Annotated in this window: 25 protein-coding genes and 1 other annotated feature; of the genes, 23 read left to right on the top strand and 2 right to left on the bottom strand. The window is 42.3% G+C overall.

What is annotated here, in order from left to right; translation table 11 throughout:
• Positions 1–25 precede the first annotated feature (25 nt).
• The 23 genes from ACYH0O_RS17825 (at position 26) to pheA (ending at position 18854) form a co-directional block, all read left to right on the top strand.
• Complete coding sequence (locus tag ACYH0O_RS17825; RefSeq protein ID WP_482629738.1) at positions 26–460, top strand: type IV pilin protein; 435 nt, start codon at positions 26–28, stop codon at positions 458–460.
• Between the two features lie 12 nt (positions 461–472).
• Positions 473–1216: a prepilin peptidase gene (locus tag ACYH0O_RS17820; RefSeq protein ID WP_482629737.1), complete on the top strand. Its 744-nt coding sequence runs from the start codon at positions 473–475 to the stop codon at positions 1214–1216.
• Positions 1217–1237: 21 nt separating this feature from the next.
• Positions 1238–2209, top strand: coding sequence for a type IV pilus biogenesis protein PilM (gene pilM, locus ACYH0O_RS17815; RefSeq protein WP_482629736.1), 972 nt, complete (start codon positions 1238–1240; stop codon positions 2207–2209).
• Entirely contained in the window at positions 2196–2813 is a 618-nt protein-coding gene (locus ACYH0O_RS17810; RefSeq protein WP_482629735.1) for a hypothetical protein, read from the top strand. The genes pilM and ACYH0O_RS17810 overlap by 14 nt, the downstream gene beginning before the upstream one ends.
• Complete coding sequence (locus ACYH0O_RS17805; protein ID WP_482629734.1) at positions 2810–3574, top strand: hypothetical protein; 765 nt, start codon at positions 2810–2812, stop codon at positions 3572–3574. Before ACYH0O_RS17810 ends, ACYH0O_RS17805 begins: the two co-directional genes overlap by 4 nt.
• 100 nt (positions 3575–3674) lie before the next feature.
• Entirely contained in the window at positions 3675–4655 is a 981-nt protein-coding gene (locus tag ACYH0O_RS17800; protein ID WP_482629733.1) for a hypothetical protein, read from the top strand.
• A gap of 186 nt (positions 4656–4841) precedes the next feature.
• Positions 4842–5414: a Maf family protein gene (locus ACYH0O_RS17795; RefSeq protein WP_482629732.1), complete on the top strand. Its 573-nt coding sequence runs from the start codon at positions 4842–4844 to the stop codon at positions 5412–5414.
• 28 nt (positions 5415–5442) lie between these two features.
• Entirely contained in the window at positions 5443–6153 is a 711-nt protein-coding gene (gene radC, locus ACYH0O_RS17790) for a RadC family protein (protein WP_482629731.1), read from the top strand.
• A gap of 252 nt (positions 6154–6405) precedes the next feature.
• Positions 6406–7413, top strand: a complete 1008-nt coding sequence (locus tag ACYH0O_RS17785; protein ID WP_149156332.1) for a rod shape-determining protein — start codon at positions 6406–6408, stop codon at positions 7411–7413.
• A gap of 164 nt (positions 7414–7577) precedes the next feature.
• Positions 7578–8465, top strand: a complete 888-nt coding sequence (gene mreC, locus ACYH0O_RS17780; RefSeq protein WP_149156333.1) for a rod shape-determining protein MreC — start codon at positions 7578–7580, stop codon at positions 8463–8465.
• A complete protein-coding gene (gene mreD / locus ACYH0O_RS17775) occupies positions 8455–8976 on the top strand; it encodes a rod shape-determining protein MreD (protein WP_188048528.1) in 522 nt (173 codons plus the stop codon). The genes mreC and mreD overlap by 11 nt, the downstream gene beginning before the upstream one ends.
• Before the next feature lie 85 nt (positions 8977–9061).
• Complete coding sequence (minC, locus tag ACYH0O_RS17770; RefSeq protein WP_482629730.1) at positions 9062–9742, top strand: septum site-determining protein MinC; 681 nt, start codon at positions 9062–9064, stop codon at positions 9740–9742.
• 1 nt (position 9743) lies between these two features.
• Positions 9744–10547: a septum site-determining protein MinD gene (gene minD / locus ACYH0O_RS17765; RefSeq protein ID WP_113969491.1), complete on the top strand. Its 804-nt coding sequence runs from the start codon at positions 9744–9746 to the stop codon at positions 10545–10547.
• A 262-nt stretch (positions 10548–10809) separates the two neighbouring features.
• Complete coding sequence (locus ACYH0O_RS17760; protein ID WP_482629729.1) at positions 10810–11577, top strand: peptidoglycan DD-metalloendopeptidase family protein; 768 nt, start codon at positions 10810–10812, stop codon at positions 11575–11577.
• The gene (locus ACYH0O_RS17755) at positions 11570–12436 is read left to right on the top strand and encodes a M50 family metallopeptidase (protein ID WP_482629728.1); all 867 of its coding nucleotides are present in this window, start codon (positions 11570–11572) and stop codon (positions 12434–12436) included. Before ACYH0O_RS17760 ends, ACYH0O_RS17755 begins: the two co-directional genes overlap by 8 nt.
• 100 nt (positions 12437–12536) lie before the next feature.
• A complete protein-coding gene (locus tag ACYH0O_RS17750) occupies positions 12537–13982 on the top strand; it encodes an Rne/Rng family ribonuclease (protein ID WP_482629727.1) in 1446 nt (481 codons plus the stop codon).
• 67 nt (positions 13983–14049) lie between these two features.
• Positions 14050–14128: a sequence feature (ribosomal protein L21 leader region), on the top strand.
• A 12-nt stretch (positions 14129–14140) separates the two neighbouring features.
• On the top strand, positions 14141–14449 hold the full coding sequence (gene rplU / locus ACYH0O_RS17745; protein ID WP_034757222.1) for a 50S ribosomal protein L21: 309 nt from the start codon (positions 14141–14143) through the stop codon (positions 14447–14449).
• 11 nt (positions 14450–14460) lie between these two features.
• Positions 14461–14796 (top strand): ribosomal-processing cysteine protease Prp, encoded by a 336-nt coding sequence (locus ACYH0O_RS17740; protein ID WP_482629726.1) that lies wholly within the window; start codon positions 14461–14463, stop codon positions 14794–14796.
• Between the two features lie 12 nt (positions 14797–14808).
• A complete protein-coding gene (gene rpmA, locus ACYH0O_RS17735; protein WP_044339518.1) occupies positions 14809–15099 on the top strand; it encodes a 50S ribosomal protein L27 in 291 nt (96 codons plus the stop codon).
• 356 nt (positions 15100–15455) lie between these two features.
• A complete protein-coding gene (locus tag ACYH0O_RS17730; protein WP_482629725.1) occupies positions 15456–15989 on the top strand; it encodes a Spo0B C-terminal domain-containing protein in 534 nt (177 codons plus the stop codon).
• 32 nt (positions 15990–16021) lie between these two features.
• Positions 16022–17308: a GTPase ObgE gene (gene obgE, locus ACYH0O_RS17725; protein WP_148969808.1), complete on the top strand. Its 1287-nt coding sequence runs from the start codon at positions 16022–16024 to the stop codon at positions 17306–17308.
• Positions 17309–17453: 145 nt separating this feature from the next.
• Positions 17454–17909 carry an ACT domain-containing protein gene (locus tag ACYH0O_RS17720; protein WP_044339521.1) on the top strand — a complete coding sequence of 152 codons (456 nt, stop codon included), beginning with the start codon at positions 17454–17456 and terminating at the stop codon, positions 17907–17909.
• A 93-nt stretch (positions 17910–18002) separates the two neighbouring features.
• On the top strand, positions 18003–18854 hold the full coding sequence (gene pheA, locus ACYH0O_RS17715; RefSeq protein WP_188048532.1) for a prephenate dehydratase: 852 nt from the start codon (positions 18003–18005) through the stop codon (positions 18852–18854).
• A 42-nt stretch (positions 18855–18896) separates the two neighbouring features.
• On the opposite strand, the gene ACYH0O_RS17710 is transcribed toward pheA, so the two are convergent.
• A complete protein-coding gene (locus ACYH0O_RS17710) occupies positions 18897–19472 on the bottom strand; it encodes a 3H domain-containing protein (RefSeq protein WP_482629724.1) in 576 nt (191 codons plus the stop codon).
• A 15-nt stretch (positions 19473–19487) separates the two neighbouring features.
• Entirely contained in the window at positions 19488–20633 is a 1146-nt protein-coding gene (locus ACYH0O_RS17705) for an IscS subfamily cysteine desulfurase (RefSeq protein ID WP_482629723.1), read from the bottom strand.
• Between the last annotated feature and the right edge of the window lie 54 nt (positions 20634–20687).

Genomic DNA, 20687 nt, shown 5'->3' with positions numbered 1-20687 from the left:
GTGGTTATGAGGAGGAAATAGGAAAATGTTAAAGAAAATGAAAAAGATGTTGAAGAATGATAGAGGTTTGACGTTAGTTGAACTTCTAGCTGTCATTGTGATTTTAGGGATTATCGCGGCGATTGCGGTTCCTAGTATTGGGAATATAATTGAGAAGTCACGTGCGGATGCTGTTAAAGCTGAGGGGATCCAGGTTTTAAACGCTGCTAAATTATTTGTGTCTTCTGAGGGTATACCTACTGATAAAACAATTGAAGCAGGTGATTTGACTGATTATTTAGAAGAAAACGGTGATGTAATGGTGGATGGATACACTGTGAAAGTGGAAAATGATAATTCATTATCATTAAATGGTTCTGGTACAAAGGGCAGTGTAACAATCACGTTTGCAGATGCTTCTATTGCCGAAATAAATAGTGCAGGTAAAGATGATACAACTATTCCTGCTTCTGCAGATTAAGGTTAATATTCAGTGGTAATAATTATTTCTCTCTACGCACTCCTCCTTGGCTCCTTCTACAACGTAGTAGGCCTACGGGTGCCGTTAAAGAAATCCATTATAAAGCCAAGGTCAAGCTGTCCTTATTGTAGTCATCAATTGACTGCGATCGAGCTGCTTCCTGTCTTTTCTTATCTCATTCAAAAGGGGAAATGCCGTCAATGTCATGGGCGCATTTCTCCTTTATATCCGTTTATGGAGGCTTTGAATGCTAGTCTATTTGTACTGGCATATCTTGAGTTTGGATTCGATTGGGAGCTGCTTATCGCATGGACACTCATTTCTTTGTTCATCATTATTACCGTTTCTGACTTGAAGTATATGGTCATTCCGGATAAAGTCCTACTATTTTTTGCAGGGATCTTTTTGTTGGAACGTCTGTTTATTCCATTAACGCCGTGGTGGGATAGTCTTGTCGGAGCTGCAGTAGGGTTTGGACTCCTTCTTCTTATCGCCATTGTCAGTCAAGGTGGCATGGGAGGAGGGGACATCAAGCTATATGGGGTCATTGGCTTCGTTGTAGGTTTGAAGGTAATGATTCTTTCCTTTATGCTCGCCACCTTCTTTGGAGCAATCTGTGGTTTGATTGCACTTGCATTCAAAGTCATTGAGAAGGGGAAACCGATTCCGTTCGGGCCGTTTATCGCTTTAGGGACCATCCTCGCTTATTTGTATTACGATTCCATTCTATCTGCTTATTTATCGATTTTCTATTAATGTAATGAAAGGGTTCATTTTATGGGTTTTTTATCGTTTCTCTCTAGCAGCAAAAAAACATCCAATATCGTTTTCACAGACAATTCCATCCGCTTTCTAGAGTTGAAGCAGGCTTCCCCTCCGCTCGTTCAGGCCTTAGGGGAACGCAGCCTTCCAGACGGCATCATCAAAGGGGGCAGGATCCTTGATGAACAAACTCTATCTATTATATTGGAAGAATGTGTAGAGGAGTGGGGGATTAGAGGAAGATCGGTACGATTTGTCGTTCCAGATCCGTTTGTTGTTTTAAGAACAGTGAAGATTCCCCTTGATCTTAAACAGGATGAAATAGAAGGTTACTTATTTTTAGAAATTGGCACCAGCATTCATTTACCTTTTGAAGATCCTGTATTTGACTATGCCCTATTGGATGAAGTGGCGGAAGAGAGGGATGTTCTATTAATCGCATCTCAACAGGAAGTGGTCGATAGCTACAAAGATGTGTTGGAAGTAGCAAAATTAAAGCCTGTTGTTGCAGACATTTCTCCTCTAGCCCTTTACAGATTGTCAGTAGAGCAGGAGATCGTTTCACCACAACAACATACAATGTTTCTACATTTTGATGAGAGATTATTAACCATTTCTATATTTCGTGAACATAAGCCAATCTTTACAAGACCGATTGTTGTAGAACAGGAAAATAAGAACGTATTAGTAGAAGATCATCTTGCTTGGAGAAATGTAGAAGATGCGTTCAGTGAAATAGAAAAAGTGATGAATTTTTATCAGTATTCACTGCATAAAGGAGAGTTCTCAGTCGAAAAGGCACTTATTAGCGGAGATCATCCGAATATACGTGAGATAGAAGTGTATCTAAAGGAACGGCTTATCATCCCCGTAGGATTTCAGAATTTAAGTGGTATCCATACGACGGACGACGAGAGAGTTTCCAATCAGTATGCCATTGCCCTGGGTCTGGCGTTAAAAGAGGTGCAATATATTGAATCTCATTGATATAAACTTATTGCCGGAAAAAGAAAAGAAGAGTTCCGTCTTTTTATATGGTGTGACTATCATCCCTATATTATTTATTGTCGGTTGTCTAATCTTCTTTTTCTCTCTTCGAAGCATTCAAACGGAAACTGAAAGAACTCTGGGAAATATCGCTCAAACCAAACAGCTGATTGAGGTTCAGCAAATGAAACTACTTGATTCTGAATCCACTGGAGGAGCGAAAAAACTTGAAGAAACGGTTGAGTGGATGAATAACTATCCGGTCGAGACAGTTCCGGTCCTTAACAAGCTGATCTCGTTACTGCCTCCCCGTGGATTCATTCAAACCTTTGAATATACTGATAGGCAAAGGGTCAGTACCTCTGTACAATTCGATTCATCCCGGGAAGCAGCTTATTATTTGTATCATTTAAAAGAAGTAGACTGGATTAAAGAAGCGGAAATTCTTGAAATCACGACAGGTGCTGGTGAAGAAGCAGAAGCAGATGAAAGTGAAGTGGTTCCGAGATATCTTGTTGATTACTCCCTTACACTTATTGCAGATAAACTTCAGGATTCAAATGAGACAGAAGATGCCTCTCTAGAAGAGGAGGTTGAAGATTGATTTTATCCAAGAACAAAAATGAAAAAGTGCTATTAATAGGAATGGCAACCGGGTGCCTGTTCACTCTGCTAATCTTCTATTTCTTTATCTTTTCTCCTCAACAAGAGAGGCTGAACCTGAAGCAAGAAGAACTCCAAACGGAACAAAAGCTCTTGGCAGCGATTGAAACAAAGACATCGGAGATCGCAAACCATTCCTACAGAGATACCACAAGCATGCAAGAGAAAATCCCTGTGGATCCGCTTACGGAGCAGCTTCTCCTTCAACTTGAAAAAGCAGAGGTGCTATCTCAGAGTAGTATACAATCAATGAGTTTTGCGAAGGAAGACTTCATATTTTCAATTGAAGACACCGCTTTGGAAAATCAAGAAGAAACCTCCAAAGAGCAAGTGATAGAGAACGACACTGCTTCTGTTAAGAGATTGCAGATTATCATGACGGTAGAATCAGAAAACTATTTTTCCATGGAGAAATTCATTAGTACCTTGGAAAACCTGGAACGAATTGTGGAAGTGAATCAACTTGTGTTTGAAGGAAGGGAAGAAATGAGTCCGGCCATTACTGGGGAGGTGCCTCAAGCCATAACCTATCAGCTGGTGGCATCGGCCTTTTATTTACCGGAACTGACGGATTTGCAGGATAGTATACCATCCATTGATAGCCCACCTCCTTCACTGAAAAAGAATCCTTTTATTCAATATACGGATCCCGCTGCAACAGAGACTGATCAAACGAAAGACGATGCTCTGCATGAAAACTAAAAAATTTGACGAAAACCTATTAGGACAAGACGACAAAAGTCTTGTTCTTTTTTTTGTTGGATGTGATAGCATGGAAAAAAATAGATGAAGGAGGGTGGCGATGATGAATAATAAAAGAGACAAAGATAAAAAGATATCTATTAAAATTAATGGTGAAAAAACAAATTTTAATGAAGACCTTCTTGTTTATGATTGGAAGCTGGGGGAGTCTGAAGCAGCTGCCGGGGAAGAGGCGGAAGACAATGGGTTCGATTGGGTCCTTCCCGACGATGAGGAAGCCGAGCCTCCAAAGGAATACAAAAAAATCAATTATGTGTCAGGGAACAAAAAGAAGCGTAAGTCTTTCAAAAATCCATTTCAGGACTCCGTAAATCTTCTAATGTCGATAATTGGTGCGGTTGTGGTTGGGGCGGTGCTGGGATTTGGCACTCTTAAAGTCATTACGACAACAGATGGCCCTTCGGCGCCGGCGGCAACGTTGCAAGATACGACAGCAGAAGGAAATACGGAAGAGAAACAGTCTGTATCTGCTGTAGAATTAAAGGATTTCTCAACCTCGATTGTACAAGGCGGGGTGTATTCTACTGAGGAATTGCTAAATGACATGAAGGAAAGCTTAGCAGGAAAAGGGATGAGCAGCGCAAGTGTGGAAAAGGATGGACAATTCTTTCTTATTTTGGGTGTTTCGGGAGAACTTGAAACAGCCAAATCACTTGGGGCAGAATTGAAAGAACAAGGGGTACCCGTTTTTGCGAAAGATTTTGTATTTGGTGCTAAAGGAATAAATGCTTCAAAGGAAGAGAAATCCTTTTTGGAAAAGGGAAATGGGCTCTACAACACATTAGCAGAAGTGAGCAGCGGTGGAATGGTCGGTGGAACGCCTGACGAAAAAACGATTCAAACCATTCAATCCGGAGTGAAGGAACTGGAAGGAATCAAGGTAGGGCAAGAGTCCATTGCCTCCATGAAAGAGTCCTTAGTCAATGCAGGGAATCTTGCGGCAGGGATGAAATCCCCGGAGGATGCCCAAAAAGTTCAGGAAGAGCTATTATCCTACCTGCAAATTTACAGTGGATTATAAATTCGACTGAATTAGACTATTTTCTAGGAAATAATCTTTCATCGAAAATAGAGCCTCTCTCATTTTGTCAGTTTTAAGCTTTCTGACTTTGAGGGTGCAGGCTCTATTTTTGCTTGTTTAAAGAGGTGGATTTTGGTAGTATAGTCATGTATCTCCCAATTTCTACTCTGAAAGGATTGGTATGGTTTGTCCAACCTCATACTCGCTTCACAATCTCCTCGTCGAAAAGAACTTCTGAAACAAATTCAACTTTCTTTTTCCGTTATCAGCTCTACTGTAGAAGAAACTTTTTCATCTGATTTAATGCCCCATGAAGTCGTGATGTATCTTGCCGGCAAAAAAGCGAAAGAAATCTCGAATCAATACCCCAGCCACTATGTAATCGGTTCAGACACCGTCGTAGCAAAGGATGACCAGATTCTTGGTAAACCTGAATCCAAAGAGGCAGCGAAGGAAATGCTATCAATGCTTTCCGGTTCTACTCATTCTGTCTACACTGGGGTTGCCATTTTGCATGGTGACGTAGAGAAACTCTTTTATGAAAAAACGGATGTAACGTTTTGGGAGTTGACTTCTAAAGAGATCGACGATTACATTGCATCTGAAGAGCCTTTTGATAAAGCCGGTTCATATGGTATTCAAGGAATCGGAGCGAAATTTGTCAAAGAAATTAAAGGCGATTATTTCTCCGTCGTTGGTTTACCCATCTCACGAGTGAATCGTGTTTTACTTGAATTGGGCTATCTTCAACCAGAATGACTCCTTAACGTACAAAAAGGAGGAACCAATGGTTAAAACAATACCTCAACAGAAAGAAAACAGGCTTATGATCCGGGATTTCCCTCAGGATGAAAGACCACGGGAAAGACTGATTCAAAGCGGAGCAGCAAGCCTATCCAATCAGGAGCTTCTGGCTATCTTACTCCGGACCGGAACAAAATCCGAGTCTGTTCTGCAATTGTCCAATCGGCTGCTCAATCGCTTTGATGGATTGAATCTATTAAAAGATGCTTCCCTGGAAGAAATTACGAAAACGAATGGAATCGGCCTTGCAAAAGCGGTTCAAATCATGGCCGCAGTCGAATTCGGTCGAAGAATTAGCAACTTGGCTTTTGATGACAGATATAGCATCCGTTCCCCCGAAGACGGAGCCAATTATGTCATGAACGACATGAGATTTTTGGCCCAGGAGCATTTTGTATGCTTATACCTCAATACAAAGAATCAAGTTCTCCACAAGCAAACCATCTTTATTGGAAGTCTGAATGCTTCCATCGTGCACCCCCGGGAGGTCTTCAAGGAAGCCTTCCGACGATCCGCTGCATCGATCATTTGTATCCATAACCATCCATCGGGAGATCCGACTCCAAGCAGAGAAGATATTGAAGTGACAAAAAGATTAGTGGAATGTGGTCGAATCATTGGTATTGATATACTCGATCATCTTATAATAGGTGAGAAGAAGTTTATCAGTTTAAAGGAAAAAGGGTATTTATGACACTATGATTTTTTTCCTGGTTGCGATATAATTAAGCTTATGATTTTTATAAACAATATGGTGATTCTATATAACGCAGTCTTTGAAAAGAGAGAGTCATTCTTAAGGGAATGAGTCTTTTCGTTATGCATGAACGAACAATTATTGTGACGAAAATTACGAGGATAGAGAGTGATTGGACAACTCTCCTGTGAAAACACATATAAAACGTTAAAAACCAGCCAATTTGTATCAGAAAGGGAGATACCATTCATGTTTGGAACGAAAGATTTAGGGATTGATTTAGGAACAGCTAACACATTGGTGTACTTGAAAGGCAAAGGGATTGTCGTTCGCGAACCTTCTGTTGTAGCACTTCAAACAGATAACAAGCATATCGTTGCAGTCGGAAATGATGCTAAGAACATGATCGGTAGAACACCGGGAAATGTCGTGGCTCTTCGCCCGATGAAAGATGGGGTAATCGCTGACTACGAAACAACAGCCACGATGATGAAGTATTACATAAGACAAGCGACACGGAATAAAGGTGCTTTTTCAAGAAAACCTTACGTCATGGTCTGTGTACCTTCAGGTATTACCGGTGTTGAAGAAAGAGCGGTCATCGATGCAACAAGACAGGCGGGAGCAAGAGATGCTTACACGATCGAAGAACCGTTTGCCGCTGCGATTGGTGCAAACCTGCCAGTATGGGAACCGACAGGAAGTATGGTCGTAGATATCGGTGGAGGAACGACGGAAGTAGCTATCATCTCTTTAGGAGGAATCGTGACAAGTCAGTCGATCCGTGTTGCCGGGGATGAGATGGATGATGCCATCATCAACTACATCCGCAAAACGTATAACCTGATGATCGGGGACCGTACAGCGGAGACGATCAAAATGGAAGTCGGTTCTGCCGGTGATTCTGAAGGAATTGAAGCAATGGAGATTCGCGGACGTGACCTTTTGACTGGTTTACCGAAAACGATCGAAGTAACGGCAATTGAAATTGCATCTGCTCTTCATGATACCGTATACACGATTGTCGATGCCGTTAAGAGTACTTTAGAGAAAACACCGCCAGAACTCGCGGCTGACATCATGGACAGAGGAATTGTCCTGACAGGTGGCGGGGCGCTTCTTCGTAATCTTGACAAAGTCATCAGTGATGAAACGAAAATGCCGGTCCTCATTGCAGAGGAGCCTTTGGATTGTGTGGCAATCGGTACGGGGAAAGCACTTGACCACATCCACCTATTTAAAAATCGAGGAAAATAATAATAAATAATGAAATGGGGGACGTTTCCTTAGGATGCTTGGATAGCCTTAAGGTCGGCCCCATCTTTTTTCGAACAACCATGAATATTTTGACGAATGATATCAAAAATAAGCGATTTTTGATATAGTATTTACTAGAATGAGAAAAGGTTGAGGTGTACATCATGCCACAATTCTTCCTGAATAAACGTTTGATCATTCTGCTCGTCAGTGTCATCGTCCTTGTTGGATTAATCGGATTTTCTTTGCGGGAGCGAGATAGCATCAGCTGGCCTGAGCAGTTTGTAAAAGATATGGTAGGATTCGGACAGTCATTGGTTTCAAAACCTGTTAACTATGTAGCGGGAGTTGTTGAAAACGTTCAAGATCTTCAAAATACATACACAGAAAATGAAAAATTGAAAACACGCTTAGATGAATTAGTGAAACTTGAAACAAAGGTGAAAGACCTGAAACAAGATAATAATGAATTAAGGGCGGTCCTTGAAAAGAAGGAAGACCTTCGTGCCTATAACACGATTCAAGCTACCGTCATTGCAAGGAATCCTGATCGCTGGCAAGAGCTCCTGACGATTGATAAGGGAGAAGTGAACGGGATTAAATCAGACATGGCCGTCATTTCATCGGCTGGATTGATCGGAAAGATCAAAAGCGTAAATGAATTTTCATCTACTGTCGAATTAATTTCGACCAATAATACAAAAAACCGGATTTCCAGTGTGATACAAGGGAAAGAACAAGACATCAACGGGTGGATTGAAGGGTACGACAGTGATAAAAAAGAAATTTTGGTTAAGCGGATCTCCAACGATATGAAAGTTGACAAAGGCTCTAAAGTGATGACATCGGGATTGGGAGGAGTATTCCCTAAGGGACTGGTCATCGGGGAAGTGAAAGAAGTAAAACCGGATCAATACGGGTTGACTCAAACGGCATATGTAAAGCCTGCTGCTGATTTTTATCACTTGGAGCACGTCATGGTCATCGACCGTGACATCCAGGGTGTGACGGAACAGGAAGCGGATGCTGAGGAGGATGGCAATGATCAGTAGGCTCCTCCTTCCGTTTATGACCCTGCTTTTCTTTTACAGTGAAAGTTTATTTGTCCATCTTTTTCCAAATGAAGAGTGGTTTGATCAGAAAATCATAGTTCCACATTTTCTGATTATTGTGCTGTTCTTTATTTGTGCGTTTTATCAGTACCGAACTGCATTGCTTTATGGTTTCATCTTTGGCTTTCTATTTGATATTTATTACACAGAAATCAATGGCATTTACTTAGTGCTCTTCCCATTTGTCATATTTTTATCTCACCAGATGATGAGAATTTTACATAATAACCTTTTGGTATTGGGAATTATTTCACTTGTGAACCTTTCCGTATTGGAGTTTTTGGTGTATCAAATCAATTTAATTATTCAACGGACTGATTTGACGTTTATGCAGTTCGTGGACTGGCGTTTGTGGCCGACATTGGTCCTTAATATATTGTTTTATTTAGTTGTGGCATTTCCACTCAGGAACTATCTTCTCCGAAAACGGAAAGAGTGGCTGGATGATTAAATTCTAATAGTAATTTTTTCATAAAAAGAGGAAATGGCACTGCTTATGTCGAATTTAATAGACGACTGAGGTGAAAAATTGCGCCATGAATAAAAAGCCAAATGTGATGATAAAAGGAACAAAAGAAGGACTGACTCTTCATCTCAATGATCAATGCTCCTTTCATGAGTTAAAGAAGGAATTGGACGATAAGCTGTCTGCCCATTACCGGGAAACAGAAGGTACTCCCCTGCTCACGGTCAATATCCAGACAGGGAATCGCTACCTGACGGATGATCAAGTGGAAGAGTTGAAAGAAATCGTAAGACAAAAACGTAATTTAGTAGTGAATGAAGTATGGAGTAATGTGATTACAAAGAATGAAGCAGAGAAACTCATAGATGAACGAAATATAGAAACTCTAACCGGCGTGATCCGGTCGGGACAAGTCGTGGAAGTATCAGGAGACATCCTTATTGTCGGCGATGTCAATCCCGGCGGGAAGGTGCTGGCTGGAGGGAATATTTACATATTGGGTTCGTTGAAAGGAATTGCCCATGCCGGCCACGACGGAAATATGGAGGCAGTCATCGTTGCATCAAAAATGGTTCCATCCCAGCTCCGGATAGGGGATTCCCTGAACCGGGCACCTGATCGGGTGGAAGAAGACGATGACCACGAAATGGAATGTGCTTATGTCGATGATCAGGGGCAAATTGTTGTGGATCGATTACAAGTTTTAAAGCATCTTAGACCAAATATTACTAGTTTTAAAGGAGGAAGCTAATGTGGGTGAAGCCATAGTTGTTACTTCAGGTAAAGGTGGAGTGGGAAAGACGACTACTTCTGCCAATGTTGGTACAGCATTAGCTCTACAAGGCAAAAAGGTTTGTTTAATTGATACAGATATCGGCCTCAGAAACCTGGATGTGGTGATGGGACTCGAAAACAGGATCATTTATGACTTAGTAGACGTTGTAGAGGGCCGCTGTAAAGTACACCAAGCTCTGGTGAAAGATAAGCGTTTCGAGGATAAACTATTTTTACTGCCAGCTGCACAAACAAGTGATAAATCCGCTGTTAACCCTGAGCAAATGAAGAAGCTAGTAGTAGATTTAAAGCAAGACTATGATTATATCATTATTGATTGTCCTGCGGGGATCGAGCAGGGGTATAAGAATGCTGTGGCGGGTGCCGATCGTGCGATTGTCGTCACGACACCTGAAATTTCAGCTGTACGGGATGCCGATCGAATCATCGGTTTACTGGAGAAAGAGAATATTGAACCACCTAAACTCGTAATTAACCGCATACGCAATCATATGATGAAAAACGGTGAAATGTTGGATGTAGATGAAATCACAGCCCATCTTTCCATTGATCTTCTTGGGATTGTAGCCGACGACGATAATGTGATTAAATCTTCCAATAAAGGTGAGCCCATCGCTCTTGATTCAACAAGCAAAGCATCCATTTCCTATCGGAATATTGCCAGACGAATCTTGGGTGAATCGGTTCCGTTACAGTCTCTGGAAGAAGAACGGGCAGGAGTCTTTTCAAGAATTAAAAAATTATTTGGTGTAAAAGCATAAGATTCATTCAGTTCCGGTAAAGCGCATCGAGCGTTTTGCCGGGACTTTTTTATTTTCCCCATGAATATTCTTTCAGGACAAGTCATACATTGTAGCAAATCATGTGTAATCGAATGGATCTCTTTTTAATATGGATCTAACACCCCTTGTCCCTCATCATGACCAGAACCATTTAGTATAGAATCACTCTTGAACGGGGTGATGCACCTAGGATTGAATCAGACGTTTATGAAACAATACCTTATAAAAAGGAATGGTGTACATGGGGAATCGTGCGGATGAAATACGTAAGCGGATAGCGAAACGAAAGAAAACGAATTCAGGCGAGAACTCTTCATACTTTCTCCCATCGGACGAGGAGCGCTACGGATTGGAACGACAGACAAGCTTTGAAGGGGGACCGCCACCTGAGGGAGTGCATCCATTATTCAAAAAGGAAACCTTTATGCTTAAGATACTTGGAGCGGGAATCATGGTATTAGTGACGGCGATTATGTTTAAGAGTCCTTCACCTGTTTTCAATGAGGCGAAATCCGTTGTCACGAAAACCATGGATACAGAATTCCAGTTTGCCGCCATTTCGACGTGGTATGAGGACCAGTTTGGAAAACCATTAGCGTTATTACCGACAAGTAATACCAAGAAAGAACCCTCTACTGAACAAAGTGCGGAATATGCCGTACCAGCGTCAGGGAAGGTCGTTGAAAATTTTAAAACCAATGGACAAGGCATCATGCTTGAAACGGGCTTGGGGGAAGATGTAGCAGCGATGAAGGGAGGCTTGATTATATTTGCAGGTAAGAAAGAAGAGCTGGGGAACACAGTCGTTATTCAACATGCAGACAAATCAGAATCCTGGTATGGTCACCTCGAATCGATTGATGTGAAACAGTATGAATCGATCGAGAAGGGAGCTCTTGTAGGCAAGGTTTCCACAAGCAGTCAGAACGATGTGACAGGAGAGTTCTATTTCGCGATAAAAATGGGTGATACGTTTATCGACCCGATACAGGTGATGTCATTTGACTAATTTCATTTCACTTTTGAAAAAGTTTCATGTGCACCCTTTGCTTTGGCTCGTCATAGCCATTGCCATTATGACGGCTCATTTTTTTGAACTGATTCTGCTTCTCTTCATCATTACGATCCATGAATTGGGACATGGACTGATGGCCCATTCTTTTTCCTGGAGAGTAAAGAAAATCGCCCTATTGCCTTTTGGTGGGGTTGCGGAGATGGATGAGCATGGAAACCGTTCTTTGCGGGAGGAATTCTGGGTGGTAGCTGCGGGTCCCTTGCAGCACATATGGCTCATAGCCTTAGGTTGGGGGCTTATGGAGACCGGCGTGATCAGCCCCGACTCATTTTCGCTCTTTTTTCAGTTGAATATGATGGTGTTGCTGTTTAATCTTCTTCCCATTTGGCCGTTGGATGGAGGGAAGATGGTTTCCTTACTTTTAGCCACGAAGCTTAATTATTTGAGAGCGTATGAATACACGCTTCTCTTTTCTTTTGGTTTATTATTGCTGTTCCACCTGGTTGTACTCATCATCGCTCCTCTTCATTTAAATCTGTGGATCGTTCTTTCATTCCTGTACTTTTCATTATGGGTGGACTGGAAACAGAGGCGGTATGCGTTTATGAAGTTTTTGTTAGAGCGGTATTACGGGAAGAGTCATCAATTTGTGGAACTGCGACCACTTCCCATTGAAAGCGAAGATTCTATTATTACAGTAGTGGAGAAGTTTCAGCGGGGGGTAAAGCATCCCCTCGTTGTCTTTGAAAGAGGGATTGAAGTAGGGAAGCTGGATGAAAATGAACTGCTCCATGCCTTTTTCGCCGAAAAGATGACCTCGGCCAAAACGAAGGATCTCCTCTACCTTTATTGACGAATGAAGACGAACTGTATAAAGTAAGGGCATACTGGTAAAAGGGTTGGAATCAACCCTTTTTTCTTATGACTTTTTTCGTGGAAAAGGGGTTTTCGGTGTGGAAGAAATCATTATACATAGTAAGAGCAGGGAAAAACGGTGGGTATACCGATCAGATAATGAAATCATTGGATTATATACATATCAGCCTGGAGAGGAAAGTTTAACAGGCAATATTTATCTGGGAAGAGTCGTCAAGGTTCAAAAAGGTCTTGGTGCGGCATTTGTAGATTTTGACGGGGGTAAAAATGGCTACCTTCACGAAAAAGATTTTCCTCAAAACGTAGAGGCATACCATGCTGGAAACGATCCTCATCCGATTGGAAAGTGCGTACATGAAGGGCAAAAAATCATCGTGCAGGTCATGAAGGATGAGATGGGAACGAAGGGTGCAAGATTGACGGCCGTTATCGAGCTCAAAGGAGAACATCTTGTGTACATGCCACAAGGGTTCTATGTGGCGGTTTCTAAAAAAGTGGACGATGAAAACAGGAAGGTCTTAAGACGCTTAGGGAATGAGTGGAAAAATCCGCAAGAGGGCATTGTGATGCGCACCAATGCTGTTGAGGTGAATGAAGGAGTGTTACAAGAGGAGCTGCACTCATTACGTTCAAGATATGAAAGCCTGGAAAGGGTATCTCTGAGAGCAAAATGCCCTTCACTTTTATCCCGGCAGGATACTTTCTATGAGGATCTTCATGAACAACTGAAAAAGGGGAGTGGAGGGAGAATTGTAGTCGATGACTATGATAGTCTTCTTCATTTAGAAGAAATGAGCGGAGCCGGGATAAAAGATAAATGGACCTTCGACCTCTATCAAGGCCATGAAAATATTCTTCGTCATTACCACGTTGCCTCTGTGTGGGAAAACGTACTGAAAAAAGTAGTTTGGCTGGATAATGGAGCATTTATTGTCATTGAGTCAACAGAAGCCATGACCGTTGTAGATGTGAATTCAGGAAAATTTACAGGTAAAGACGATTTGGAACAGACCATTTTATATACCAATAAATTGGCATCGAAAGAAATGGCGAAGCAACTCACCCTTCGGAATTTGAGCGGGATGATTCTCATAGATTTTATCGATATGAAAAAGGAAAGCCACAAACAGGAAGTGGTGGATGCACTTTCAGATGCGTTATTATCGGATAAACAGCGCACGACGATCGTAGGCTTTACACCCCTTGGCATTCTTGAATTGACACGAAAAAGAACCCGTCAGCCCCTGTCTGCCTACTTGACTCGCCCTTGCTCGGTATGTCAAGGTACAGGGAGAGTATTAACGCCTCAGACGCTTGCATTCCAGCTTGAAAGGGAGCTGTGGGAAATGCAGGCGATGGATGGATCCCTCATTGAAGTAGAAGCGACTGGGGAAGTCGCAACCGTTTTTTCCGGAAAACAGAACGTCCACCTTCAGAGATTGGAAAAAGCGCTGGGTAAAGAGATCAAAATAAAAGAAATCACTCATGAACATCCTTATTATCATGTAACAAAGTTAATATGAATTTCTTGAATGTTATTGACAGTACATCGATTTTTATGATAGGATTCTAATGTTATTGATTGTAGCACCCGTGCTACAACCGCTCATTACAGGTAGAAAAGCTTGGAGCAATCCGACACCTGTCATTGGCGAGTCTGAGTTTATAAGGAGGTGCGATTATGTACGCAATTATCGAAACAGGTGGTAAGCAAATCCGTGTAGAAGCTGGTCAAGCTATCTACATCGAAAAGCTAAACGCAGAACAAGGCGATACGGTAACATTTGACAAAGTTCTATTCGTTGGTGGCGACGATGTGAAAGTAGGAAGTCCGTTAGTGGATGGAGCTACTGTAACAGCGAAAGTTGAAAAGCAAGGCCGCGCAAAAAAGCTTGTAGTATTCAAATACAAAGCGAAAAAGAACTACCGTCGTAAGCAAGGTCACCGTCAACCTTACACTAAAGTTGTCATTGACGAAATCAACGCGTAAGGCGTGATGACATGATTAACGTTTACGTAGAGCGTTCCTCCAAGAAAAGAATCCGTTCTTTCTCTATGGATGGACATGCTGATTTTGCCGAAAATGGGCAAGACATTGTTTGTGCAGGTGCTTCTGCTGTTTCATTTGGCAGCATTAATGCGATTATGGCGTTAACCGGTGTAGAACCTTCCATCGAGCAATCCTCTGATGGTGGATATCTTCGCTGCGTCATCCCTGATGATCTTCCGGAAGAAACGGAGAGCAAGATTCAGCTGCTACTTAATAGCATGCTTATCAGCCTCCAAACGATTGAAAGAGACTATAGTGATTTTATTAAAATAACCTTCAAAAAGTAGGAGGTGGAACAGATGTTAAGATTAGACCTTCAGTTTTTTGCGTCTAAAAAAGGAGTAGGTTCGACTAAAAATGGTCGTGACTCTATCTCAAAGCGTCTTGGTGCTAAGCGTGCAGACGGTCAAATGGTTACTGGTGGATCAATTCTTTACCGTCAACGCGGTACGAAAATTTATCCAGGCCTAAACGTCGGCCGTGGTGGCGACGATACACTTTTCGCTAAAACCGACGGTGTTGTTCGTTTCGAACGCATGGGTCGTGACAAGAAAAAAGTGAGCGTATACCCAGTTGCGAATGAAGCTTAATCGCATATCTTTAACGAAAACTCTAACCGACTTTCGGTTAGAGTTTTATTTTTATCATTAACTTCCTGAGGTTGGGAACGAAATTGTATTGTGATAATGGGCTGTTATTTTGAATTCAGGCTAGAGTAAGGTTGAATTTGAGTGAGTCATAAGTAAGATTTAACGAGTATGAACGGGTGTGTTGAGGATATTATCGACTTTTCAGGTTTATTATCGACTTTCGATTTTTAAATTTCCAAATTCGATCAGCAGACCCTATTCTTCATTCACCCCCACCAATTTTACAGAAACAATATACGCGAGAGTCCCATCTTTGATATACTTACAGGTAGCACTTAAAGTATAGGAGTTAGATTATGAGCGAAAATTTTGGCGTAGTCGAGGCGTTAAGGCATGCTCGCCACGACTGGATGAATGATTTGCAATTAATTAAAGGCAACTTGGATCTTGATCGCGTGGAGCGGGCGAAACAAGTGATCGAGGAAATGGTTCTCGTTGCACAAAATGAGTCGAAGCTATCGAATTTAAAGCTTCCATTATTGGCAGAATGGATATTAACATATAATTGGTCAAGACATTTGATTAAGCTGGATTTTGAAGTCATTCAATCGGAGTCATCACACGGGCTTGAAGATCGAAGGCTTTACAACTGGTGCAAGGAGTTACTTGAATTCCTTGAATCAAATGTAATGAACAATGTAGAAAACCAATTATCCATCTTACTGGACATTACAAAAGAACAATCCCGTTTTATATTTGATTTCACAGGTATACTAAAGAGTAGAAGCTTGGTGGAAGACTGGATAAAGAATCAGCAATTAAACGGAGAAAATATAGAAATAGAACAACTTCAAGAAGAGGTTCTTGTCATTCATGTAGTCGCCCGATGAGGCGATTTCACGGATAAGTTAGGAGTGAAAGTATGTTTATAGATCAGGTCAAGGTTTATACAAAGGGCGGTGACGGCGGAAACGGTATGGTTGCCTTCCGTCGTGAGAAATATGTACCTAAAGGTGGTCCTGCCGGAGGAGATGGCGGTCACGGTGCAGACGTCATTTTTGAAGTGGATGAAGGCTTAAGAACGTTGATGGATTTCCGTTATCAGCGTCATTTCAAAGCAACTCGTGGAGAGCACGGGATGAGTAAGAATCAACATGGGCGCAATGCCGAAGATATGGTTGTAAAGGTTCCACCTGGAACAGTTGTGAAGGACGATGATACAGGTGAAACGATTGCCGACCTGGTGCAGCATGGTCAACGTGCCGTTATCACGAAAGGTGGCCGCGGAGGAAGAGGGAATTCCCGTTTCGCTACACCTGCCAACCCTGCTCCTGAGCTATCTGAAAAAGGGGAGCCGGGACAAGAGCGTTATATCGTGATGGAATTGAAGCTACTTGCAGATGTTGGACTGGTCGGATTCCCGAGCGTCGGGAAATCCACATTGCTTTCAGTTGTTTCAGCTGCCAAACCAAAGATTGCTTCGTACCATTTCACAACCATCGTACCGAACCTTGGAATGGTTGAAACAGGAGATGGAAGAAGCTTTGTTATGGCTGATTTGCCTGGATTAATTGAAGGAGCCCATGAAGGTGTCGGACTCGGTCATCAATTCCTGCGCCATATTGAACGTACACGTGTTATTGTTCATGTGATCGATATGAGTGGAATGGAAGGAAGAGATCCATACGAGGATTATCTGACAATCAATGAAGAGCTTAAGCAATACAATCTTCGTTTAACGGAGAGACCTCAAATCATCGTTGCCAATAAGATGGACATGCCTGATTCGGAAGAAAACCTGAAGATTTTCAAAGAGAAACTGCAGGAAGATTTCCCTGTCTTCCCAATCTCAGCTGTTACGCGTCAAGGGCTAAGTGAGCTTCTATATGCGGTAGCTGATAAAGTGGAAACGACTTCTGAATTTCCAATTCATGAAGAAGAAGAAACGGGCATTCACCGTGTCCTTTATAAGCATGAGGAAGAAGAGAGAGAATTCGAAATCACTCGTGACCCTGATGGAACATTCGTTGTCAGCGGTGCGAAAATTGAGAGATTGTTCAAGATGACGGACTTCTCCCGGGAAGATTCTACAAGACGATTCGCGAGACAGCTTCGTTCGTATGGAGTGGATGAAGCCCTTCGTGAGCGTGGTGCCGAGAACGGCGACACGATTCGCTTGTTAAAATATGAATTCGAATTTGTCGATTAAGTTTCATCCTTCATCTATTTCAGACAGAAGAGCATTGTCGGCTTTTGTAAGCGGACGATGCTCTACAATAGTAAGCTGAGAGGTTTTCTTAGGGGTTTGATCTTTGCCCCTGTCCTCTCAAGCCAGACAATTGGAGGAATAGTCATTGGGGAAAAAATTTCAAGAGGGCAAGTTTTATTTAGTACGTGAAGATGTGCTGCCCGAAGCGATGAAGAAAACCCTGGATGCGAAAGAATTGATTGAAAGAGGAAAAGCCGATTCAGTATGGGAAGCGGTCCATCGGGTTGATTTAAGCCGGAGTGCCTTTTATAAATATCGTGATACTGTGTTTCCATTTCACACCGTGGTGAAGGAGAGAATCATCACGCTATTCTTCCATCTGGAAGATCGTTCAGGAACGCTGTCTCATTTACTCAGTGAAACAGCCAAGCATGGTTGCAATATTTTAACGATACATCAGACAATCCCATTGCAAGGAAGAGCGAATGTCACGCTATCACTAAATGTGACAGACCTTACAATAGGATTGGAAGACTTACTTTCAAAGTTGAGGCGATTAGAATTTGTAGAAAAAGTAGAAGTGTTAGGTTCCGGAGCCTGATGCTTCTTTTTTTTTGCTTAAAAGCTCTTCCTCTTTGATGCTATACGTGTTAGAATGTTCAATAAATTTGGTGAGAGTGAGAGGAAGATCAGAGTGAAAATAGCATATTTAGGACCCCAGGCTTCCTTTACAGATTTAGCTGTCAAGAAGGCGTTTCCGGAAGAAGATACGGTACCGTATGTAACGATTCCCGATTGCATTGAAGCGGTGATAGAAAATGAGGTAGATTATGCCGTTGTTCCATTAGAAAATGCCTTGGAAGGCTCGGTGCATATTACAGTCGATTATTTGTTTCATGAAGCGAATTTAGCGATTACAGCAGAATTGACTTCCGCGATTCAACAGCACTTAATGATACACCCGGAATGGACCGATAGCGAAGAATCGATTCGGAAAATTCTTTCCCATTCCCACGCATTGGCACAGTGCCATAAGTTTTTACATAAGCAGTATCGGGGCGTCTCTTTAGAACAAACGACCAGTACGGCAGCCGCAGCCAAATTTGTGAGTGAGAACCCTGACACGTTTCTCGGTGCGATCGGCAACGAGTTGGCGGCTGAAAAATACGGGTTAACGATCCTCCATGAAAATATTCATGACTTTGCCTATAATCATACAAGGTTCATCGTATTACATAAGACGGCCGATCCCTTGTCACTTTCTCAAGAAAAAAGTATGGAGAAGACGACCTTGATGGTGACTCTCCCGAAAGATCGATCAGGGGCGCTCCATCAGGTATTATCAACCTTTGCCTGGAGACAATTGAATTTAAGTAAAATTGAATCCAGGCCGTTGAAAACAGGGTTAGGGGATTATTTCTTCTTGATTGATGTGGCCCATGAAATGGATGATGTGCTACTGCCGGGAGCGATCAGTGAAATGGAAGCCCTCGGATGCAAAGTAAAAATGATCGGAACGTATTCTTCTTATTTATTGGATAATTGAACAGTGAAAAGGCAGATTTCCAATTTGAAATCTGCCTTTTTATTAAGATTGAATAAGGAATCCTGCTTCTTGTAGGGCATTTTCTGCACTTTCCAGGGATTCTTCCGTTGATGCCATTAACGTATGTAAATGGACACCATCTGTCAGTTCAGATAAAAAGGAAGCGCCAGTGTCTTCTATCTTCTTCATGAACTGTTCTACCTCTTTGCGATTTGAGACCATGATGGATGCGGTTAGATCTCCGTAAACGCCGTGCTCGATCTTTACATCTTTCACCGTTACGCCGTGATCGACAAGTAAGAATAGTTCTTCTTCCGATCGTTCAGGAGTGTGCTGACAGGCAACAGTGCGTTCAATCAGCGTTTCCTGATTGGAAGTTGGCATGTACAGATAGCCTTGACTGGTCGCAATGATGGGTTCTCCTTTTGCTTTCAGCAGTGTGATGTCACTTACTATGACTTGTCGACTGACATTGGTCTGTTTAGCGAGATCTCCACCTGTAACAGGGGCCTGTTTTGTGATTAGTCTATCGAGGATCCATTGTCTTCTCTCATCCCCAAGGATCTTTTTTCCTGCCAAAAATATCTCCTCCGTCCCCAATTTTATATAGGAAATCATACCACAACTCGTTCTTCAAGTTAAGGAAGATACGTGAGCCGCACGGATTTCAAATAAAGTTTGTACCAATGCTTCTACGTGTTCTTCCTTCGTATCTCTGCCAAATGAAATCCGGATGAATTCTTTTCCTGCTCTTTGCCCGACTCCCATACTTGTCAATGTCTTAGACATATCCTGTGATCCCGCACCGCACGCACTGCCTGTGGAAATACTAAATCCACGCCTGTTGCATTCGAGCATGAGCCATTGACCCTCGAGGCCGTGGATGCCAAGTCCGACCACATGTGGAAGCTGTGCGGGGGCAGGCCCTTCATAGAGGGTGTAAGTATCCGACAGTTGTTCTTCTAATTGTGATAAGAAACGTGCTCTCAACCGAATAAAGTGCGGTGTTGAAAAGGAGTCATGGCACAAAGATGCGGCTGTCACGAATCCCGCTATCCCCGGTAGATTCACCGTTCCTCCCCTGAACCCATCTTCATGAGTCTGCCCGGGAATCATGGGAGATACGTCCAGAGAAGGATTGATATAAAGAGCGCCGACTCCTTTTGGTCCATATATTTTATGAGATGAGAGTGTAAAGCTGTCGACGATGGAAGTGTATTCCGTGATGTCCAATTTACCGAATGATTGAACCATATCGCAGTGCAGTAAAATATCTCGGTTTTTCAATAGATTCTTAATTTCATGCAATGGCTGGATCGTGCCGATTTCTCCGTTGACGTGTCCGATGCTGACAATGGTCGTTTCTTCTGAAATCGATTCTTCTAAAATTTGAAGGTCAATCAGTCCTTGAGATGTGAATGGGATTTTTGTAACCGTAAAGCCAAATTGCTCAAGAAAAGCAGCTGAGGAATGCAGGGATGAATGTTCAGCGCCACCCAGGATGATGTGTTTTCCATTCTCTTGTCTGCTAAGTGCCAATGTGACAAGGGCCAAATGGTTACCCTCTGTCCCTCCTGAGGTAAAGTATATTCCTTTAGAGGGGACCCCAAGCATTCCAGCCAATTTTTCTCTGCATTTAGTCAGTAAATGCTGTGCTTTTCCGCCAATGTCGTGAAGACTGCTCGGATTGCCCCAGAACTCATTACTGACGGTTTGAACCACATGTAAACTTTCAGGATCTATAGGAGTTGTAGCGGCGTAATCGAAATAGTTCATCATGTAACCTGCCTTTTATTGAAATAGTCTGAATATATGAGTCTTGTAAAAAACTCT

The sequence above is a fragment of the Rossellomorea sp. H136 genome (assembly GCF_056838065.1).
This window is presented reverse-complemented; position numbering and strand designations above follow the sequence as displayed.

Bases quoted from the DNA above. Each gene is read 5' to 3' on its own strand.
- obgE (WP_148969808.1), top strand. From the start codon at position 16,022: ATGTTTATAGATCAGGTCAAGGTTTATACAAAGGGCGGTGACGGCGGA.
- ACYH0O_RS17760 (WP_482629729.1), top strand. From the start codon at position 10,810: ATGGGGAATCGTGCGGATGAAATACGTAAGCGGATAGCGAAACGAAAG.
- ACYH0O_RS17825 (WP_482629738.1), top strand. From the start codon at position 26: ATGTTAAAGAAAATGAAAAAGATGTTGAAGAATGATAGAGGTTTGACG.
- radC (WP_482629731.1), top strand. From the start codon at position 5,443: ATGGTTAAAACAATACCTCAACAGAAAGAAAACAGGCTTATGATCCGG.
- ACYH0O_RS17800 (WP_482629733.1), top strand. From the start codon at position 3,675: ATGATGAATAATAAAAGAGACAAAGATAAAAAGATATCTATTAAAATT.
- minC (WP_482629730.1), top strand. From the start codon at position 9,062: ATGAATAAAAAGCCAAATGTGATGATAAAAGGAACAAAAGAAGGACTG.
- ACYH0O_RS17785 (WP_149156332.1), top strand. From the start codon at position 6,406: ATGTTTGGAACGAAAGATTTAGGGATTGATTTAGGAACAGCTAACACA.
- ACYH0O_RS17705 (WP_482629723.1), bottom strand. From the start codon at position 20,633: ATGATGAACTATTTCGATTACGCCGCTACAACTCCTATAGATCCTGAA.
- mreC (WP_149156333.1), top strand. From the start codon at position 7,578: ATGCCACAATTCTTCCTGAATAAACGTTTGATCATTCTGCTCGTCAGT.
- rplU (WP_034757222.1), top strand. From the start codon at position 14,141: ATGTACGCAATTATCGAAACAGGTGGTAAGCAAATCCGTGTAGAAGCT.
- pilM (WP_482629736.1), top strand. From the start codon at position 1,238: ATGGGTTTTTTATCGTTTCTCTCTAGCAGCAAAAAAACATCCAATATC.
- ACYH0O_RS17730 (WP_482629725.1), top strand. From the start codon at position 15,456: ATGAGCGAAAATTTTGGCGTAGTCGAGGCGTTAAGGCATGCTCGCCAC.
- mreD (WP_188048528.1), top strand. From the start codon at position 8,455: ATGATCAGTAGGCTCCTCCTTCCGTTTATGACCCTGCTTTTCTTTTAC.
- ACYH0O_RS17710 (WP_482629724.1), bottom strand. From the start codon at position 19,472: ATGATTTCCTATATAAAATTGGGGACGGAGGAGATATTTTTGGCAGGA.
- rpmA (WP_044339518.1), top strand. From the start codon at position 14,809: ATGTTAAGATTAGACCTTCAGTTTTTTGCGTCTAAAAAAGGAGTAGGT.
- ACYH0O_RS17740 (WP_482629726.1), top strand. From the start codon at position 14,461: ATGATTAACGTTTACGTAGAGCGTTCCTCCAAGAAAAGAATCCGTTCT.